This window comes from Mycobacterium sp. NGS67 (assembly GCF_059812185.1).
The window spans coordinates 56,835-72,737 of record NZ_JCALCF010000009.1; the positions used below are offsets into that span (position 1 = coordinate 56,835).

The following is a 15,903-nucleotide window of genomic DNA, read 5'->3' on the forward strand; positions in this document are numbered from 1 at the left end:
CGCCTCACCGGTTCAAGAAAGCCATCCCGCCGCGTCCGCGGCCCAATAGGTGAGCACGATATCGGCCCCCGCCCGCCGGATGCTGGTCAACGACTCCAGTGCCGCGGTGTGTTCGTCGATCCAATTATTAGCTGCCGCCGCACAAATCATCGAATACTCCCCCGACACCTGGTACGCCGCCACCGGCACGTCCGATCGCGCCGCCGCTGCGGCTACCACATCCAGATATCCCAAAGCGGGTTTGACCATCACGATGTCGGCCCCCTCGGCCAGGTCCAAGTCCACTTCGCGCAACGCCTCCCGGATGTTGCCGGGCTCCTGCTGATAGGTGCGCCGGTCCCCGGACAGGCTGGAGGCGACCGCCTCGCGGAATGGACCGTAGAACGCCGAGGCGAACTTCGCGGCATACGCCAGGATCACCACGTCGGTGTGACCCGCTGCGTCCAGGCCGTCGCGGATAGCGGCCACCTGACCGTCCATCATGCCACTGGGCCCCACCACGTGTGCGCCCGACTCCGCTTGTGCCACAGCAAGTTTCACGTAGCTAGCGATGGTGGCGTCATTGTCGACGCGGCCGCGCGCATCCAGCACGCCGCAGTGTCCGTGGTCGGTGAACTCATCCAGGCAGGTGTCGGCCATCAGCACCGTCGCGTCGCCGAGGTCCTTGGCCAGGTCGCGCAGCGCCACGTTGAGGATGCCGTCGGGGTCGGTACCGGCTGAGCCGAGCGCGTCCTTGTCCTGCCCGCGCGGCACCCCGAACAGCATCAGTCCGCCCACCCCGGCGGCGACGGCGTCGGCGGCGGCACTGCGTAGCGAGTCCCGCGTGTGCTGCACCACCCCCGGCATCGACGCTATCGGGCGTGGTTCGTCGATGCCGTCGGCGACGAACATCGGCAGCACCAAATGTCTTGGCTCCAGCGAGGTTTGCGCCACCAGACGCCGCAGCGCGGGCGTGGCACGCAGCCGGCGCGGACGCTGTCGCACGGCTAGGGCCTCATCCGTGCGCTGACTCTGCGTTGAGGGCGGAAGTTACTCGAACTATTGCGCCCTGGACGCAGAGTCAACGCACGATACGTCATCGCCTGCGGCTCTTCTTGCGCGGCGGCGGCAGCGCACCCTCGGCCCGCAACCGGGCGGCGTGCTCGGCCAGCGCGTCCACCAGCGGACCCACCGCGGCGGTGTCGGGCTGCACGTCCACCCGCAACCCGAACTCGGCGGCGGTCTCGGCGGTCTTGGGGCCGATGCAGGCGATGATGGTCCGCGCGTGCGGCTTGCCGGCGATGCCGACCAGGTTGCGCACGGTGGAGCTGGAGGTGAAGCACACCGCGTCGAAGCCGCCGGTCTTGATCATCTCGCGGGTGGCCGCCGGCGGCGGCGCGGCCCGCACCGTCCGGTAGGCGGTGACGTCCTCGATCTCCCAGCCACGCTCGCGCAGGCCCTCGGCCAACGTCTCGGTCGCGATGTCCGCACGCGGCAGCAGCACCCGGTTCACCGGGTCGAAAATGCTGTCGTAGGGCGGGAATTCGTCCAGCAGGCCCATCGAGGACTGCTCACCGGACGGCACCAGCTCGGGGCTGATCCCGAACGCGCGGACCCGGTCGGCCGTCGACTCGCCGACGCAGGCGATCTTCACCCCGGAGAACGCGCGGGCGTCCAGACCGAACTCGCCGAACTTCTCCCACACCGCGCGCACCGCGTTGGTGGAGGTGAACACCACCCACTGGAACCGGCCGTCGACCAGTCCCTTGACGGCACGCTCCATCTGCGCGGGGCTGCGCGGCGGCTCGACGGCGATGGTTGGCACCTCGATCGGCAGCGCGCCGTAGGAGGTGAGCCGCTCGCTCATCTCACCGGCCTGGTCCTTGGTGCGCGGCACCAGCACGGTCCAGCCGTACAGCGCCCGGCTCTCCCACCAGTTCAGCTTGGCCCGGCTGGTCACCGTCTTGCCGATGGTCACCACCAGCGGCCCGGTCAAGGGGCCGGCCGGATCATTACCGCCGCCCAGGACGGCGGGGTCGGTGAGACCCTGCAGTGTGGTCTCGACCGAACGCTGCTGGCAGGTGGTGCCCTGCGCGGTCACCACGCACGGCGTGGAGTCCGCCAACTCGTGGTCGATCAGCGTGCGCGCGGCATCGGCCAGATGCGACGCGGTGGCCTGCAGGATCAGCGGACCGGGCGCGGCGGCCAGTGCGTCCCAATCCACGTGCGGGTCACGCACGTCGGCGACGGTGTGCGACGAACCCAGCGGCAACCCGGCATAGGTCGGCACGGCGCTGCTGGGCGACAACCCGGGCACGATCTCGACGTGCAGGTGGGTCCGTGCGACCGCGTTCACCTCGGTGATGACCGCGTCGACGGCCAGCGGGTCACCGGCCACCAGGCGCACCACGTCGACGCCCAACCGGGCTTCGTGGGTCAGCGTCTTGGCGACCTCGGCCGGATCACCCAGCGCCGGGCGGATGTCAGGACCGCTGGCCACCACCGCCGGCGGGGCCTCCGACCCGGTCGGCGCGTCGGTGCTGCCCGACGCGTCGGCGGGCGCCGGACCCGACACCGGCGGCAGGTCCTTGCCGATCAGCGCCAATACCGGCTCCGGCACGTCGGGGTCGGTGAACACCAGCGCCGCATTGGCCAGTACCGTCGCGGCCCGGGTGGTCAGCAGACCGGGGTCGCCAGGACCAGAGCCCACGAATGTGATGCGGCCCGGCCTCGGCTTACGCCCTCGCGTCATCGTTGTCGCTCCCACAGTCTCTTTCAATCTCCTTGCACGGGCTCTTCCCGTGCTCCCCTCATCAACTCTGCGGCGCCCAGCTCGAACAACTCCGCGGCGACCGAGAGACCCAGCTCCCGGGCCCGTTCGGAGGTGCCGATGCCGGACGCGCGGATCACGTCGGACCCGTCCAGCGCCGCCACGCAAGCACGCAGCGACAGCTCCTCGAAGATGCGCCCCTCCTCGTCGATGGACTCGACCACTTCGGCGATCGCCCCCACCGGCGCGGAGCAACCCGCCTCCAGTTCGGCGAGCAGAGCTCGCTCCGCGGTGACCGCCACCCGCGAGTCGGCGTCGTCCAGCTCCGCCAGCACCGCGACCAACCCGCTGTCGCCCGCCCGGCATTCGACGGCGAGCGCGCCCTGAGCAGGCGCTGGCAACATCTGCACCGGCTCCAATGTCTCGGTGACGTCGTCGAGACGACCCAGTCGAGCCAGACCGGCCCGGGCCACCACGATGGCGTCAAGATCACCACTGCTTACCCTGTTCAACCTGGTATCTAGGTTGCCTCTTAGGGGGCGGATTTCCAAACCGAGACCCAATGCTCTAAGCTGTGCGGCCCGTCGCGGCGAAGACGTCCCCACCAGCGAACCCGCCGGCAACTCTCCCAGCACCAACCCGTCGCGGGCGACGACGGCATCGCGGGCGTCCTCCCGTGGCGGGATGGCCGCGATGGTGAACCGAGAGTCGTCGGCGGTCGGCAGGTCCTTGTGCGAGTGCACCGCGGCGTCCACGCGGCCGTCCTGCATCGCTTCGCGCAACGCGGTGGTGAACACCCCCACTCCGAGCGTTTCGATCGGCGCCGACGACTTGTCGCCCACGGTGCTGATGGTCACCAGCTCCGCGGGATGGCCGTTGGCGATCAGTGCGTCCCTGACGGTCGCAGCCTGGGTGGTGGCCAGCAGGCTGCCACGAGTGCCTATCCGAATCACATGCGCCAATCGGTTAGTCGGCTGAGTGGTTGTCGAATCCGATTGGCAGGACCGGCAATTCGCCGGCGGCCACCGCATCGACAGCGGTCTGGTCGAGCTCGAAGAGTTCGCGCAGCGCCTCGGCGTAGCTGTCGCCGCCGGGAGAGCTGGCGAGCTGCTTGATCCGCACCGTAGGCGCGTGCAGCAGCTTGTCGACGACGCGGCGCACCGTGCGGGCCACCTCTTCGCGCTGGGCGCTCTCCAGCCCGGGCAACCGGTTGTCCAGGCGCAGCAACTCCGCCTCGACCACGTCGGCGGCGCGCTGGCGCAGCGCGGTGACCGTCGGGGTGACCTCGGCCATGCGCTGCCCCGCCAGGTAGGCGGCGACTTCGGCGGCGACGATGTGGCGAGCGGCGTCGACGTCGGCCGCCGCGGCGTGCGCCGACGGTTCGTGTTGCACCCGGTCCACGTCGACGACCAGGACACCGGGCAATCCGGCCACCGCCGGATCGACGTCGCGGGGCATCCCGAGATCGCAGACGACCAAAGGCCTGGTGGCTTCGTCGCGGGGGGCGCCGGCCAGCGCGTGGTGCACGTCGGCCAGCGACACCACCGGGCTCACCGCGCCGGTGCAACTGACCACGACGTCGGCGTCGGCCAAGGCATCGGCCAGCCCGTCCAAGCCCAGCGCCTCGGCCGGTACACCGGACTCGGTGAGCCGTGCCGCCAGTCGCTGCGCCCGGGCTACCGACCGATTCACGACGTAGACCCGCCCGATGCCGGCGCGCGCCAGATGCGACGCCGCCAGCCCACCCATGGCCCCCGCCCCGACCAGCGCGGCGGTCTTGCCGGCCAGGGTGCCCAGCTTGCGCTCGGCAATGCCCAGGGCCACCGACACCACCGAGGCACCGGCGGCGTCGATCGCGGTTTCCGAATGCACCCGCTTGCCCACCGACAAAGCCCGCTGGGCCAATTCGTGCAACACCCGGCCCACGGCACTGTTGGCCTCTGCGGACGCGTAGGCGCGGCGTACCTGGCCGAGCACCTGCTGCTCGCCGACGACCGCCGAATCCAGGCCGCTGGCCACCGCGAACAGGTGCTCGACGGCGGCCTCGCTGTAGCGCACGTAGGCGTGCTTGGTCAGGTCGCCCATCGACATGCCGGAGTACTCGGCCAGCACCTGCCCGATCACCGAGAGCCCACCGTGAAACGCCTCGACCACGGCGTAGACCTCGACACGGTTGCACGTCGAGAGCACCATGGCCTCGGTCACCAGCGGGGACTGCAGCACCTGGTCGACGATCTTGACCTGATCGGACTCGTCGATGCTGAGTTGTTCCAGGATGGAGACCGGCGCACTGCGGTGCGAAACTCCGAAGAGCAGGATGCTCACGGCAGCATCACCTGGCCCGCTCCCTTGCAGCGTCGGAAAGTGAACTGCTACCTACGGTAGTCGGTTCGCAGGTGGGCTACCAAATGCCGCGGGACGGATGCCGGTCACAGTCAGCGGGCCGCGAGGTCGGCGCGCAACCGGGGTTCGTCGACCTCCCAGTAGCTGTGCTCCCGGCCGTCGAGCAGCACCACCGGCAGCCGGTCGCCGAATTCGGCCCGCAGGCCGGGGTTTCCGGCGGCCGCCGCGGCGTCGACGTCGACGCTGGTCAGGTCGAAATCCAACTCGCCGGCCAACTCGGCCAACTGGGCGTGGACCCGCAGGCATATCGCACACCCGGCGCGGGTCAGCAACTCCACCCGGGGGCGGCGTGCGGTTGGCGTCATGGGCATCAGTGTGGCATTTCGCCGGGCGCGAGCCGCGGTTGAATCCGGTTCGACGGCGCGGCCGGATAGGGTTGACGTCGGCGGCTTGCAGGGACCGCGAACCGGGCTACACAGCGATCTGGGAGGTTTGAGATGGCTTCCTCCGACCCCGCGAAAAACGCCTTCCAGACCGGTAACCCCGAATTGGAGAACCTGGCCGCCAACGCCAGCGCCGAACGCGCCCTCGACGACCTGCACGCCGCCCCCGCAGAGGATCGTCCGCCGCCGCCGGTCGACCTGACCGCCGCCGCGTTCTTCGACGTCGACAACACGTTGGTACAGGGCTCCTCGGCGGTGCACTTCGGCCGCGGGCTGGCCGCCCGCGACTACTTCACCTACCGCGACGTACTCGGATTCGTCTACGCCCAGGCCAAGTTTCAGGTGCTGGGCAAGGAGAACGCCGAGGACGTAGCGGCCGGCCGCCGTAAGGCACTGGCCTTCATCGAGGGCCGGTCCGTCGACGAACTGGTGCGCCTGGGCGAAGAGATCTACGACGAGATCATCGCCGACAAGATCTGGTCGGGCACCCGCGAGCTCACTCAGATGCACCTGGACGCCGGCCAGCAAGTCTGGCTGATCACGGCCACGCCGTACGAGCTCGCGGCGACGATCGCCCGTCGGCTCGGGCTGACCGGCGCCCTGGGTTCGGTGGCCGAATCGGTCGACGGGGTGTTCACCGGCCGGCTGGTGGGCGACATCCTGCACGGCGTCGGCAAGGCGCACGCGGTGCGCTCGCTGGCGATCCGGGAAGGCCTGAACCTCAAGCGCTGCACCGCGTATTCCGACAGCTACAACGACGTCCCGATGCTGTCGCTGGTGGGTACCGCCGTCGCTATCAATCCCGACGCCCGGTTGCGCAGCCTGGCCCGCGAACGGGGCTGGGAGATCCGCGACTTCCGGACCGCCCGCAAAGCCGCCCGCATCGGCGTTCCGTCGGCATTGGCGCTGGGAGCCGCCGGGGGCGCGTTGGCCGCGCTCGCCTCTCGACGGCAACCGCGCTGATAAGCTGCGCCGCTGAGCAACTATTCGAGAAAGCGGCGGCATGACAGTTCCTCAGGGAGCCGAAGGCATCATCGGTAAGCACTACCGGCAGGAAGACCACTTCGTGGTCGGGCGGGAGAAGATCCGGGAATTCGCCGCTTCGGTCAAGGACGACAACCCGATCCACTACGACGAAGCCGTGGCCGCCGAAGCCGGTTACGAAGTCCTGCCGGCCCCGCTGACCTTCCTGGCCATCGCCGGTCGGCGCGTGCAGCTGGAGATCTTCACCAAGTTCAGCATCCCGATCAACATCGCCCGGGTGATGCATCGTGACCAGAAGTTCCTGTTCCACCGGCCGATCCTGGTGGGCGACGAACTACACTTCGACACGTATTTGGATTCGGTGATCCAGTCCCACGGGACGGTGTTGGCCGAAATCCGAAGCGAAGTGACCGATGCCGACGGAAATCCGGTAGTGACCAGCATTGTCACTATGCTCGGTGAAGCGGCGAAGCACGACGATCAGGCCGAGGCGACCGTCGCGGCAATTGCATCCATCTAAACAGAGCAGGTAGCGTCGTTTTAATGACTTCAGAAGGCACCCAACTACAGCCCCCGGTTGAAGATGTGCAGTCGCACTACGACCGGTCGAACGAGTTCTTCAAGCTGTGGCTCGACCCGTCGATGACGTACAGCTGCGCCTACTTCGACGAGAAACCCAACATCGACGAGCCGCAGAGCAAGACGCTCGAGGAGGCGCAGTTCGCCAAGCGCAAGCTGGCGCTGGACAAGCTGAACCTCGAGCCGGGTATGACACTGCTCGACATCGGCTCGGGCTGGGGTTCGACGATGCGCCACGCCGTCGAGCACTACGACGTCAACGTCATCGGCCTGACGCTCAGCGAGAACCAGCTCGCCCACTGCGAGCAGAAGTTCGCCGAGATGGACAGCCCGCGGCGCAAAGAGGTGCGTCTGCAGGGCTGGGAGGAATTCGACGACGAACCGATCGACCGGATCGTGTCGCTCGGGGCGTTCGAGCACTTCGCCGACGGGGCCGGTGACGCCGGCTACCAGCGCTACGCCACCTTCTTCAAGAAGTACTACAACCTGCTGCCCGACGACGGCCGTTTCCTGCTGCACTCCATCGTGGTGCCCACCGCCGAAGAGGGTAAGCAGATGGGCCTCAAGACCACGATGAGCCTGCTGCGTTTCATCAGCTTCATCCTCAAGGAGATCTACCCCGGCGGTAAGTTGCCCCAGGTCGAGCAGGTGGACCGGTACTCGACCGAGGCGGGTTTCAAGATCGAGCGTCACCACTTCATCGGCAAGAACTATGTGCCCACCCTGAACGCCTGGGCCGACGCGCTGGAAGCCCACAAGGACAAGGCCATCGAGCTCAAGGGCGAGCAGGAGTACGACACCTTCATGAAGTACCTGCGCGGTTGCTCAGACCTGTTCCGCGACGGCTACACCAACGTGTGCCAGTTCACCCTGGTCAAGTAACTCCCGTCCCCTGCGCGAGCAGACGCAAAAGCCCCCATTTCGTGCCGAAATGAGGGGCTTTTGCGTCTGCTCAGCGGGGTGGAGCTCAGCCCAGGAAGATGTTGCGACGGCCGGCCAGCAGCCGGTACAGCGTCTGCTGGATGGTCTCACGCACCTGGTCGGTGAGCTCGAAGGTCACCATCGGGTCGTCGGCGTCGCTGGCGGCGTAGTCGGCGGTTGAAATCGGCTCGCCGAACGCGATACGCCACTTCGACGGCAGGGGCACCAGCCCCGCCGGCCCGGCCAGCGGGAACAACGGCGTCACCGGGAAATAGGGCAGACCGAACAGCCGCGCCAGCAGCTTGACGTCGGCCAGCATCGGGTAGATCTCTTCGGAGCCGACGATCGAGCACGGCACGATCGGGGCCTTGGTGCGCAGCGCCGCCGAGACGAAACCGCCGCGGCCGAACCGTTGCAGCCGGTAGCGGTCCTCGAATTTCTTGCCCAGCCCCTTGTACCCCTCGGGGAACACCGCGGTGAGTTCGCCGGAGGCCAGCAGCCGGTGCGCGTCTGCCGTGCAGGCCATGGTGTGGCCGGCTTTGCGGGCGGTGGACCCGACGACCGGTAGGTCGAACACCATGTCGGCGGCCAGCAGCCGCAGATCGCGTTCGGCGGGATGCTCGTCGTGCACGGCCACCGACAGCATCAACCCGTCGAACGGCAACACCCCGGCGTGATTGGCCACTACGAGCGCGGCACCTTCGGCGGGGATGTTCTCGACCCCGCTGACTTCGACCCGGAACCACGATTGGAAGAAGAACCTCAGCAAAGGCCGCACGATCGCATCGTTGAAGTGCGGATCGAACCCGAATTCGTCGACGCTGTAGTCGCCGGTCAGCCGCTGCCGGAAAAATCCGGCGACCGCGGCCACGCGTTGCGCGACGTCGCTCAGTGGCGCCTCGCCGCCGGACGAACCCCCGCTCGCGCGGCGGTGCTCGTCGATTTCCCGGACGACGGCGGCGAGCTCTTCGGCGGACGCGCGATTACCGGGATCGGAAAGCAGCGAGGGATGTTGGTGCGAGGCGTCCGAGCGCTGATTGGCAACCCGGCGGCGTGCCGCTACCCGACCCCGATTGCTGTGCAGTGGAATAACATTCGCTCTGGATTCACCCGGCACGATTATCTATCCAAACCTATCTGACCCCGATGCGCGGAATTGGATTTCGGCTACCCCAGCGCTGCGCCACCGCTATGGCACGACCCTCCCAGGAGCGTACCCGATCCGGGTCGATTATGGGAGTCAAGCTGCGGCCGCGGACGTAGTCGTCGAACGCCTCCGCCGTCGACCATTTGGGCTGATAACCCAGCTCGGAACGCATCCGGGTGGTGTCCATCACGCGGCCGTAACTCAGGTAGGCGAATTGCTCACGATTGATCTCGGTATAACGGTTGGCCCGCCGCAACGAATCGAGTGCCCATACTCCAAAACTGGGCACTGGCAACGGAATTCGGCCGGCGCGGCGAATGGCTTGGGACAGCATCATGATTCCGTCCGCGCCGACGTTGAAGGTGCCGGCCTTGCCCGCCATCGCGGCGCGCTCCAGCGCACCCAGTGCGTCCTGCTCGTGCAGCAGCTGCAGCCGGGCGTCGCGGCCGAACATCGTCGGCACCAAAGGCCCTGCGAGATAACGCGACAGCGTGGTGTCCATCGCCGGGCCGATCATGTTGGCCAACCGCAGGATGGTCACCGCGATGTCGGGCCGGCGCCGCCCCAACCCGCGCGCGTAACCCTCGATGTCGAGGCTGTCCTTGGCAAACCCTTCGCGGAAGGGCCGCCGGCTGCTGCTGTCCTCGGTGAACATCACCGGGTCGTGCGGACTGGACCCGTACACCTCGGACGTCGACTTCAGCACCACCCGCCGCACCGACGGCGCCTTCTGGCAGGCGGCGAACAGCTGCATCGCGCCCATCACGTTGAGTTCTTTGAGCGCCGCGCTGCCACCGGACCGCGGCGCGTATGACGCCGCCGCGGCATGCACCACCGTGTCGACGTCGCCGTTTCGGATCACCTTGGCGATGAAGGGATTTCGGATGTCGGCACGGACGAATTCGGCCCGGCCCATCCGGCGCAGCATGTCCTTGCTGGGCGCGATCGCGTCCACCGCGATGACCTGGTTGATCAACGGGTTCTGCACCAGGCGAGCCGTCAGGTAGCCGCCGAGAAACCGGCACGCACCGGTGACGAGTACGACCTTGGGGTAGTGCACAGCCTCGCCGCCGGCTCCCCCGCCGTCCTTGCTCTTCGACGGATCCACCTCGACAGCCTAGCGACGCGCAGAGACGGGAGTGTTACGAACCAGTGACGGTCGGCGCGGGCAGAACTTACTTGCCAAGTTTTCTGCGCTGCACTCGGGTGCGACGTAGCAGCTTGCGGTGCTTCTTCTTCGACATACGCTTGCGCCGCTTCTTGATTACTGAACCCATGAACTCCGCTATCTGACCTGTACCGGCTTAATCAAATGACCGGGACACTTTACCCAACCGGACGCACGCAACGCCAAACGGTCGTCCAGGGACGCCGGGCTGCCGACCGGTTTCGCGACGCGCGGGAATGGTGCTGCGGTCGAATTCCGATCCCACGCGGGGCAGGGAGAGGCGCTTTGGCTGCTCGACGGCTTGGGTGTGAATCCTTGGCGTTGATTGTGAAACGAGGGCTTTCGGAGTGAGCCCAGGGCGGGAAAATCGGCGAGATCCCGCCTCGGCTTCACCCGCAACGCCCAGGATTCACCCGCAAAGCCCAGGATTCACGCTGAAAGCTCCGGCCGACCGGAACGCGACAAGCGGGGGTCAGCCCGCGTCGAAGTACGACGTCTCCAACATGTCGTGCACGGCTTTGGCATGCACGCGGAAGGAGCGTCCGACCCGAACCGCGGGCAACTCCCCGTTGTGCACCAACCGGTAGACCGTCATCTTCGACACCCGCATCAACGCCGCGACCTCGGCGACGGTGAGAAATTGCGTCCGGGACTGACCGGCGTCGGCCGAACCACCGTCCCGTGCCGCTTTACCTGCAGAATCCCGTGCCGACGGCCCGTTCGTAGACGTCATCGCAACCCAATCGTGTCAGGCCCGCGCAATGCCAGCGGCTTCCCCTCCGCTGGCACCCACACGCGCTTACAAAGAGGAGAATAGCGGGACTAGTGGGGTTACTGGTACTGGTGAGAGACAATCCGTTGAAAATTGCCGAATTATTCGGATGTAATTCGTAGCTGCTCAGAGCGGTTTTTGGCGGCCTGCACCGCGGCGTCGACGGCCACCCGGAATCCACCCCGTTCCAGTTCACGCAGGGCCGCGGCAGTGGTGCCGCCGGGTGAGGTGACCGAAGCCCGCAACTGTGCGGGTGCAGCGTTGATTCGTAGCCCGCCCGAGGCGCCGTCGGCCGGCCGGCGCTCCTCGTCCATCCGCTCCAACAACATCGCCGCCGCACCCGCCATCGTCTGCGTGGCGAGGTCGGTGGCCACCTGGCGGCTCAGACCGACTGCCACGCCCGCGTCCACCAGCGCTTCGACCAGCAGGAAGAAATAGGCCGGTCCCGATCCCGATACCGCCGTCACCGCATCCAGGTGCTGTTCGGGCACCGTGAGGACGCCGCCGACGGCGTCGAACAGCGTGGAAACGTCGTCGAGCTGTTGCGGCGTGACGAACCTGCCCTTGGCCAGCGCGGTGACCCCGGCACCGACGAGTGCGGCCGCGTTGGGCATGGCCCGGATCACCGGCGTACCGGCCGGCAGCTTGGACTCGAAGAAGGTGAGGCTGATGCCCGCGGCCACGGTGACGAACACCTGCTCGACGCTGTCGTTGTCGGCTGCGCCGACCGCCTCGGCCAGGGAGTCCACCACGGACTCGACATCGGCCGGCTTGACGGCGACCACCACGAACGAGGCGTTCTCCACCGCGTCGCTGACGGACGCCACCACCAGCACGCCGTAGTTCGTCGACAGATACTTGGCCCGCTCCGGCAAGCGTTCGGCCACCACCAGATCTTTGACCTGCCGGCCTGCCCGCAGCAGCCCGGACAGCAGTGCTTCGCCGATGTTGCCGCCGCCGATGATCGCGATTCTTGCCATGCCGCAAAGCATCGCAGACCGGCGGTCCGGATTACCCGGCAGGCACCATCGCAAGTTGCCGGGCCTGCACCACCAGGCGGCCCAACTCGTCGACGACGATGTGGTCCTCGTCGAACCAGTCGTGTCCGATCTCCACGCAGGTGGCGATGATCCGCAGCCATCCATTCACCGGCACCGACCGCAGCAGTGCGGTCAGCTGGACGGTCGGCGCCCAACCGGTGCGGTCCACGGCGAACGTCACCGGCGCCGACAGATCTCCGCACATCAGCGCGAACAGCGCGTCGGGAGCAAGGTCTCGCGGTCGCGCCCACATCTGGATCATCGGCGGCCGCCCGTCCGGCGGCCGGTTTTCCGGAGAAGGCATCGTGGACATCACCGGCCGGATGTCGCAGCCGGCGCCCAGATGCACCAGACCGGCCAGCGGGTGACCCGGGCCGATCGGCGCCAGGTCGTCGGGCGGCTGCGGAGCCATCAGGTCCACGACCGGGTTGGCCGACAACAACGGCGCGGTCTCCCCCGGCAGATGATGCTCCGGCTCACCCAGCGTGACGACAGCGTGCACGGCGGTACGGTCGCCCTGCATGAGTTCGACGTCGGCCACGGTGATCCGGCGTCCCCGCTTGCGCAGCGAGGTGACCAGCCGCATCGGCCCGGGGTCGGGCGCGGACAGGAAATTCGCCGACACGGCGACCGGTTGCTGGGCGCCGTCGCCGTAGGCAGTGCGTACGGCGTTGGCGCACAGCGCCACCATGACACCGCCGTGCACCTTGGGTCCGATGGTCCAGTGCTCGTTCAACACGCCGTCGAAGACCAGGCACGCCGGGTCGTCCGTGTCGACTGGGCGCAGCGCCATCGCACTGCTGAACAAGGCGTCCGTCATCAGCGCAGCAGGTGGGTTCGGGCGAACTGCAGCGACTCGATCAGCATGGCCTCGCGCTCGGCGGCCGAACGCGCGCTCGAGGTGGACACTTCCAGCACGACGTGGCCGGCGAAACTGCTCGCGGCCAGCATCTGGCACACCTCGGCGGTCGGCTGGGTGCCCCGGCCGGGCACCAGGTGCTCGTCGGCGGGCAATCCGCTGCCGTCACACAGGTGCAGGTGCACCAATCCGGTCCCCATCCGTCGGGCCATCTCCAGCGAGTCGGTGCCCGCGGTCGAGGTGTGCGAGAGGTCCAGCGTGTAGTGCGCGTGGTCGCCGTCCAGCGGGTCGTACGAGGGGGCGAACGCCGAGACCCCCAGGCCCGGCCCACCCCCGCGCCGGCGCATCCGTTCCCGGGTCTGGTCGAGCCCGAAGAAGCGGTCCGCGCGGAACGGGAACATGTTCTCCACTGCCACCAGCACGTCGCTGGCCTCCTCCAGGGCTTTGACCTGGTCACTGAAGCCTTCGGCGTAGCGACGTTGCCAACGGAACGGCGGGTGCACCACCACCGTCTGTGCGCCCAGCTGTTCGGCGGCCCGCACGCTGCGATCCAGTTTGACGATCGGGTTCGCGCCCCACACCCGCTGCGAGATGAGCAGACAGGGGGCGTGCACGGACAGCACCGGCATGTGGTAGCGCTTGGACAGCTTGCTGATGGCGTCGACGTCCTGGCTGACCGACTCGCTCCAGACCATCAGCTCGACCCCGTCGTAGCCGAGCCTGGCGGCATACTCGAACGCCGCCTCGGCCCGCAGCGGGTACACCGAGGCCGTCGACAAGCCGACTTTGATTGCTGGGCGCACAGTCTGTAGGGACGCCTAGCTCGTTTGCAGCAGGGCCATCGGTCCCAGGGTGATCAACGCACCCACGGCGACCGCGATCAGCGTGCTGGCAATGTCCTCGGTCTTGCGGACCACCCGGACGCCGACCACCAGACCGAGGATGACCAGCACCGAAAGCACCAGCGCGACGATGGGACTCCACCGCCACAGCTGGTCGAAAGCGATGAACAATCCCCCGCCGAATGCGACCGCCAGGATCGACTGCAGCACCGTGAGCAGGCCGCGGCCCAGTGCGGCCATCTTGCCGCCCGCGCGTCGCGGCGCCGCCTCCTCGTCGAGGTGGTCGAGGTCGCGTTCGTCGTCCAGTTCGACGGTGCGCTGCCCGCCGCGCCGGCGCGCGACCTCGTCGGCAATCGATTGGCCCCCGAACAGTGTCCCGTCCGACGCCTCGTCGGCGTCCGGGCCCTGCAGATACGAGCGCACGTACGCCGAGTCTTCGGCCACCGATTCGGCTTCCCGCACCTCGCTGTCCATCACGTCGACGGAAGCGTCGGTGTAATGCCCGACCGGGTCCGGGCTCATATGCTCCGCGCCCGAGTGCTGCTCGACGTCACTGGTGGCGGTATGACGCAACGGGCGGGGGTACTCGCTGCGCTGCGGGCCGGACTTGCGCCGCGTCACCGGGTCCGACTTGGGCCAGCGCGGCTCGGGCTCGGACCAGTAGGGCGCGGAAGGCCCGGGTTCTACGGTGGTTTCCGGTTCGGCCCGGACCTCGGGTTCGACGACGGGCTCGGCCCGGACCTCGGGTTCGACCACAGGCACGTCGCGGACTTCGGGTTCGGCGCGCACGGCCGGGGCGACGGGCGCGGTCTCCTCGCGGTGATCGTCCCGGATGACCGGAATCTCGCCGGTGAGCTCGGCGACGCTGATCGAATCGTCACCGCGACGGCGGCGACGCCGGCGGGTGGCCGTCGGATTGGCGGTACTTCCGTTCCGGGCCAGCAGCTCGGCCACCGATATCTGCTTGGCGTCCTCCATGTCGGGTCCAGTCATGCTTTGCTGCCTCTCGACCGGTTGGACGCACTCCGATCAGCCACCTGGCTCCCGGCATCCCGCACCGAAGTCTGCACGAACGACGTTTCCATGAAGGCGGTTCCGTCGGCTTCGCTGTCGAGTTTGCGCAGGATGAGACCTTCCCGCAGCGCCCACGGGCAGATGTCCACCGCTTCTATCGACAGGGCTCGCATGCTTGCCTCCGCCACCAGCGCACCCGCCACGATCTGCGGGGCACGCTCGGCGCTGACTCCTTCCAGTTCTGCTCGGTCGGCGGCTGTCATCCTAGAGATGAAAGATATGAGTTGTCTGAGGCCGTTGGCGGTGAGCGTGCGTTTCGCCCGCGGTCCGGCCGCCGACGGGGCCGCGCCGGTGAGGCGCGCCAACGACCGGAACGTCTTCGACGTCGCGACGGCGAGATCGGGCGCCCCGGCTTCGAGCAGGGTGGCGCTGGCGTCGGCGAGTTCGGCGTCCAGCCAGTCGCGCAGCATCGCCACCCGGCGCCGGCCCGGCGGATCGTCGGGCAACCACTCGCGGGTCAACCGTCCGGCGCCCAGCGGCAACGACAACGCGACCTCGGGTTCCTCGTCCACGCCGCTGGACACCTCCAGCGAGCCGCCGCCGATGTCGAGGTTGATGATGCGCCCGGCGCTCCAGCCGAACCAGCGGCGCACCGCCAGGAAGGTCAACCGCGACTCGTCCACCCCGCGCAGCACCTGCAACTCGACGCCGGCCTCTTTGCGCACCCGAGCCAGCACGTCGTCGGAATTCTCGGCGTCGCGAACCGCGGAGGTGGCGAAGGCCATCAACTCCGCGCAGCCGGAGCTGACCGCGATCTTGGCGAACTCGTCGACCGTGGAGATCAGCTTGTCGGCGCCGCGCTTGGTGATCTTGCCCGAACTGTCGGTGGCCTCGGCCAGGCGCAGGGTGGCCTTGGTCGAGCTCATCGGAGCCGGACACCCGCCCCGGTGAGCATCGACCACCAGTAGATGGACGGTGTTGCTCCCCACGTCCAGCACGCCCAATCGCACAGAACAAAACTAGCCGGACTCACCGGGCACGC

Annotated in this window: 16 protein-coding genes and 1 pseudogene; 3 read left to right on the plus strand and 14 right to left on the minus strand. The window is 68.0% G+C overall.

The window, feature by feature from the left end; translation table 11 throughout:
* Window positions 1-12 precede the first annotated feature (12 nt).
* The 5 genes and pseudogenes from hemB to AC5Y4D_RS10660 form a co-directional block, all read right to left on the minus strand.
* Window positions 13-984 carry a porphobilinogen synthase gene (gene hemB / locus AC5Y4D_RS10640; RefSeq protein WP_499944766.1) on the minus strand — a complete coding sequence of 324 codons (972 nt, stop codon included), beginning with the start codon at window positions 982-984 and terminating at the stop codon, window positions 13-15.
* A gap of 91 nt (window positions 985-1,075) precedes the next feature.
* Window positions 1,076-2,731: a bifunctional uroporphyrinogen-III C-methyltransferase/uroporphyrinogen-III synthase gene (locus AC5Y4D_RS10645; protein WP_499944765.1), complete on the minus strand. Its 1,656-nt coding sequence runs from the start codon at window positions 2,729-2,731 to the stop codon at window positions 1,076-1,078.
* A gap of 23 nt (window positions 2,732-2,754) precedes the next feature.
* Window positions 2,755-3,702, minus strand: coding sequence for a hydroxymethylbilane synthase (gene hemC / locus AC5Y4D_RS10650; RefSeq protein ID WP_499944764.1), 948 nt, complete (start codon window positions 3,700-3,702; stop codon window positions 2,755-2,757).
* 13 nt (window positions 3,703-3,715) lie between these two features.
* Window positions 3,716-5,074 (minus strand): glutamyl-tRNA reductase, encoded by a 1,359-nt coding sequence (locus tag AC5Y4D_RS10655; protein ID WP_499944763.1) that lies wholly within the window; start codon window positions 5,072-5,074, stop codon window positions 3,716-3,718.
* Between the two features lie 51 nt (window positions 5,075-5,125).
* Window positions 5,126-5,457 (minus strand): annotated as a pseudogene (locus AC5Y4D_RS10660) (glutaredoxin family protein).
* A gap of 132 nt (window positions 5,458-5,589) precedes the next feature.
* On the opposite strand from AC5Y4D_RS10660, the gene AC5Y4D_RS10665 reads away from it, so the two are divergent.
* From AC5Y4D_RS10665 to AC5Y4D_RS10675, 3 genes are read left to right on the plus strand one after another with little or no spacing between them, the layout of a single operon-like run.
* Window positions 5,590-6,498: an HAD family hydrolase gene (locus AC5Y4D_RS10665; protein WP_499944762.1), complete on the plus strand. Its 909-nt coding sequence runs from the start codon at window positions 5,590-5,592 to the stop codon at window positions 6,496-6,498.
* 40 nt (window positions 6,499-6,538) lie between these two features.
* Window positions 6,539-7,039 (plus strand): FAS1-like dehydratase domain-containing protein, encoded by a 501-nt coding sequence (locus tag AC5Y4D_RS10670; RefSeq protein ID WP_499944761.1) that lies wholly within the window; start codon window positions 6,539-6,541, stop codon window positions 7,037-7,039.
* Window positions 7,040-7,062: 23 nt separating this feature from the next.
* Window positions 7,063-7,980: a cyclopropane mycolic acid synthase family methyltransferase gene (locus tag AC5Y4D_RS10675; RefSeq protein ID WP_499944760.1), complete on the plus strand. Its 918-nt coding sequence runs from the start codon at window positions 7,063-7,065 to the stop codon at window positions 7,978-7,980.
* Window positions 7,981-8,065: 85 nt separating this feature from the next.
* On the opposite strand, the gene AC5Y4D_RS10680 is transcribed toward AC5Y4D_RS10675, so the two are convergent.
* From AC5Y4D_RS10680 to AC5Y4D_RS10720, 9 genes are all read right to left on the minus strand, one after another.
* Window positions 8,066-9,136, minus strand: coding sequence for a lysophospholipid acyltransferase family protein (locus AC5Y4D_RS10680; protein ID WP_500037130.1), 1,071 nt, complete (start codon window positions 9,134-9,136; stop codon window positions 8,066-8,068).
* A 16-nt stretch (window positions 9,137-9,152) separates the two neighbouring features.
* A complete protein-coding gene (locus tag AC5Y4D_RS10685) occupies window positions 9,153-10,274 on the minus strand; it encodes an SDR family oxidoreductase (protein ID WP_500037131.1) in 1,122 nt (373 codons plus the stop codon).
* Window positions 10,275-10,341: 67 nt separating this feature from the next.
* Window positions 10,342-10,443 carry a 30S ribosomal protein bS22 gene (locus tag AC5Y4D_RS10690; RefSeq protein ID WP_003402602.1) on the minus strand — a complete coding sequence of 34 codons (102 nt, stop codon included), beginning with the start codon at window positions 10,441-10,443 and terminating at the stop codon, window positions 10,342-10,344.
* 363 nt (window positions 10,444-10,806) lie between these two features.
* Window positions 10,807-11,067, minus strand: a complete 261-nt coding sequence (locus tag AC5Y4D_RS10695) for a cell division/environmental response transcriptional regulator (protein ID WP_499944757.1) — start codon at window positions 11,065-11,067, stop codon at window positions 10,807-10,809.
* A 140-nt stretch (window positions 11,068-11,207) separates the two neighbouring features.
* Complete coding sequence (gene proC, locus AC5Y4D_RS10700) at window positions 11,208-12,086, minus strand: pyrroline-5-carboxylate reductase (protein WP_499944756.1); 879 nt, start codon at window positions 12,084-12,086, stop codon at window positions 11,208-11,210.
* Between the two features lie 31 nt (window positions 12,087-12,117).
* Window positions 12,118-12,966 carry a thioesterase family protein gene (locus AC5Y4D_RS10705; protein ID WP_499944755.1) on the minus strand — a complete coding sequence of 283 codons (849 nt, stop codon included), beginning with the start codon at window positions 12,964-12,966 and terminating at the stop codon, window positions 12,118-12,120.
* A complete protein-coding gene (locus tag AC5Y4D_RS10710) occupies window positions 12,966-13,808 on the minus strand; it encodes a sugar phosphate isomerase/epimerase family protein (RefSeq protein ID WP_499944754.1) in 843 nt (280 codons plus the stop codon). The genes AC5Y4D_RS10705 and AC5Y4D_RS10710 overlap by 1 nt, the downstream gene beginning before the upstream one ends.
* Window positions 13,809-13,823: 15 nt before the next feature.
* Complete coding sequence (locus AC5Y4D_RS10715; RefSeq protein WP_499944753.1) at window positions 13,824-14,840, minus strand: Rv0497 family membrane protein; 1,017 nt, start codon at window positions 14,838-14,840, stop codon at window positions 13,824-13,826.
* Window positions 14,837-15,871: a Ppx/GppA family phosphatase gene (locus tag AC5Y4D_RS10720; protein ID WP_499944751.1), complete on the minus strand. Its 1,035-nt coding sequence runs from the start codon at window positions 15,869-15,871 to the stop codon at window positions 14,837-14,839. Before AC5Y4D_RS10720 ends, AC5Y4D_RS10715 begins: the two co-directional genes overlap by 4 nt.
* Between the last annotated feature and the right edge of the window lie 32 nt (window positions 15,872-15,903).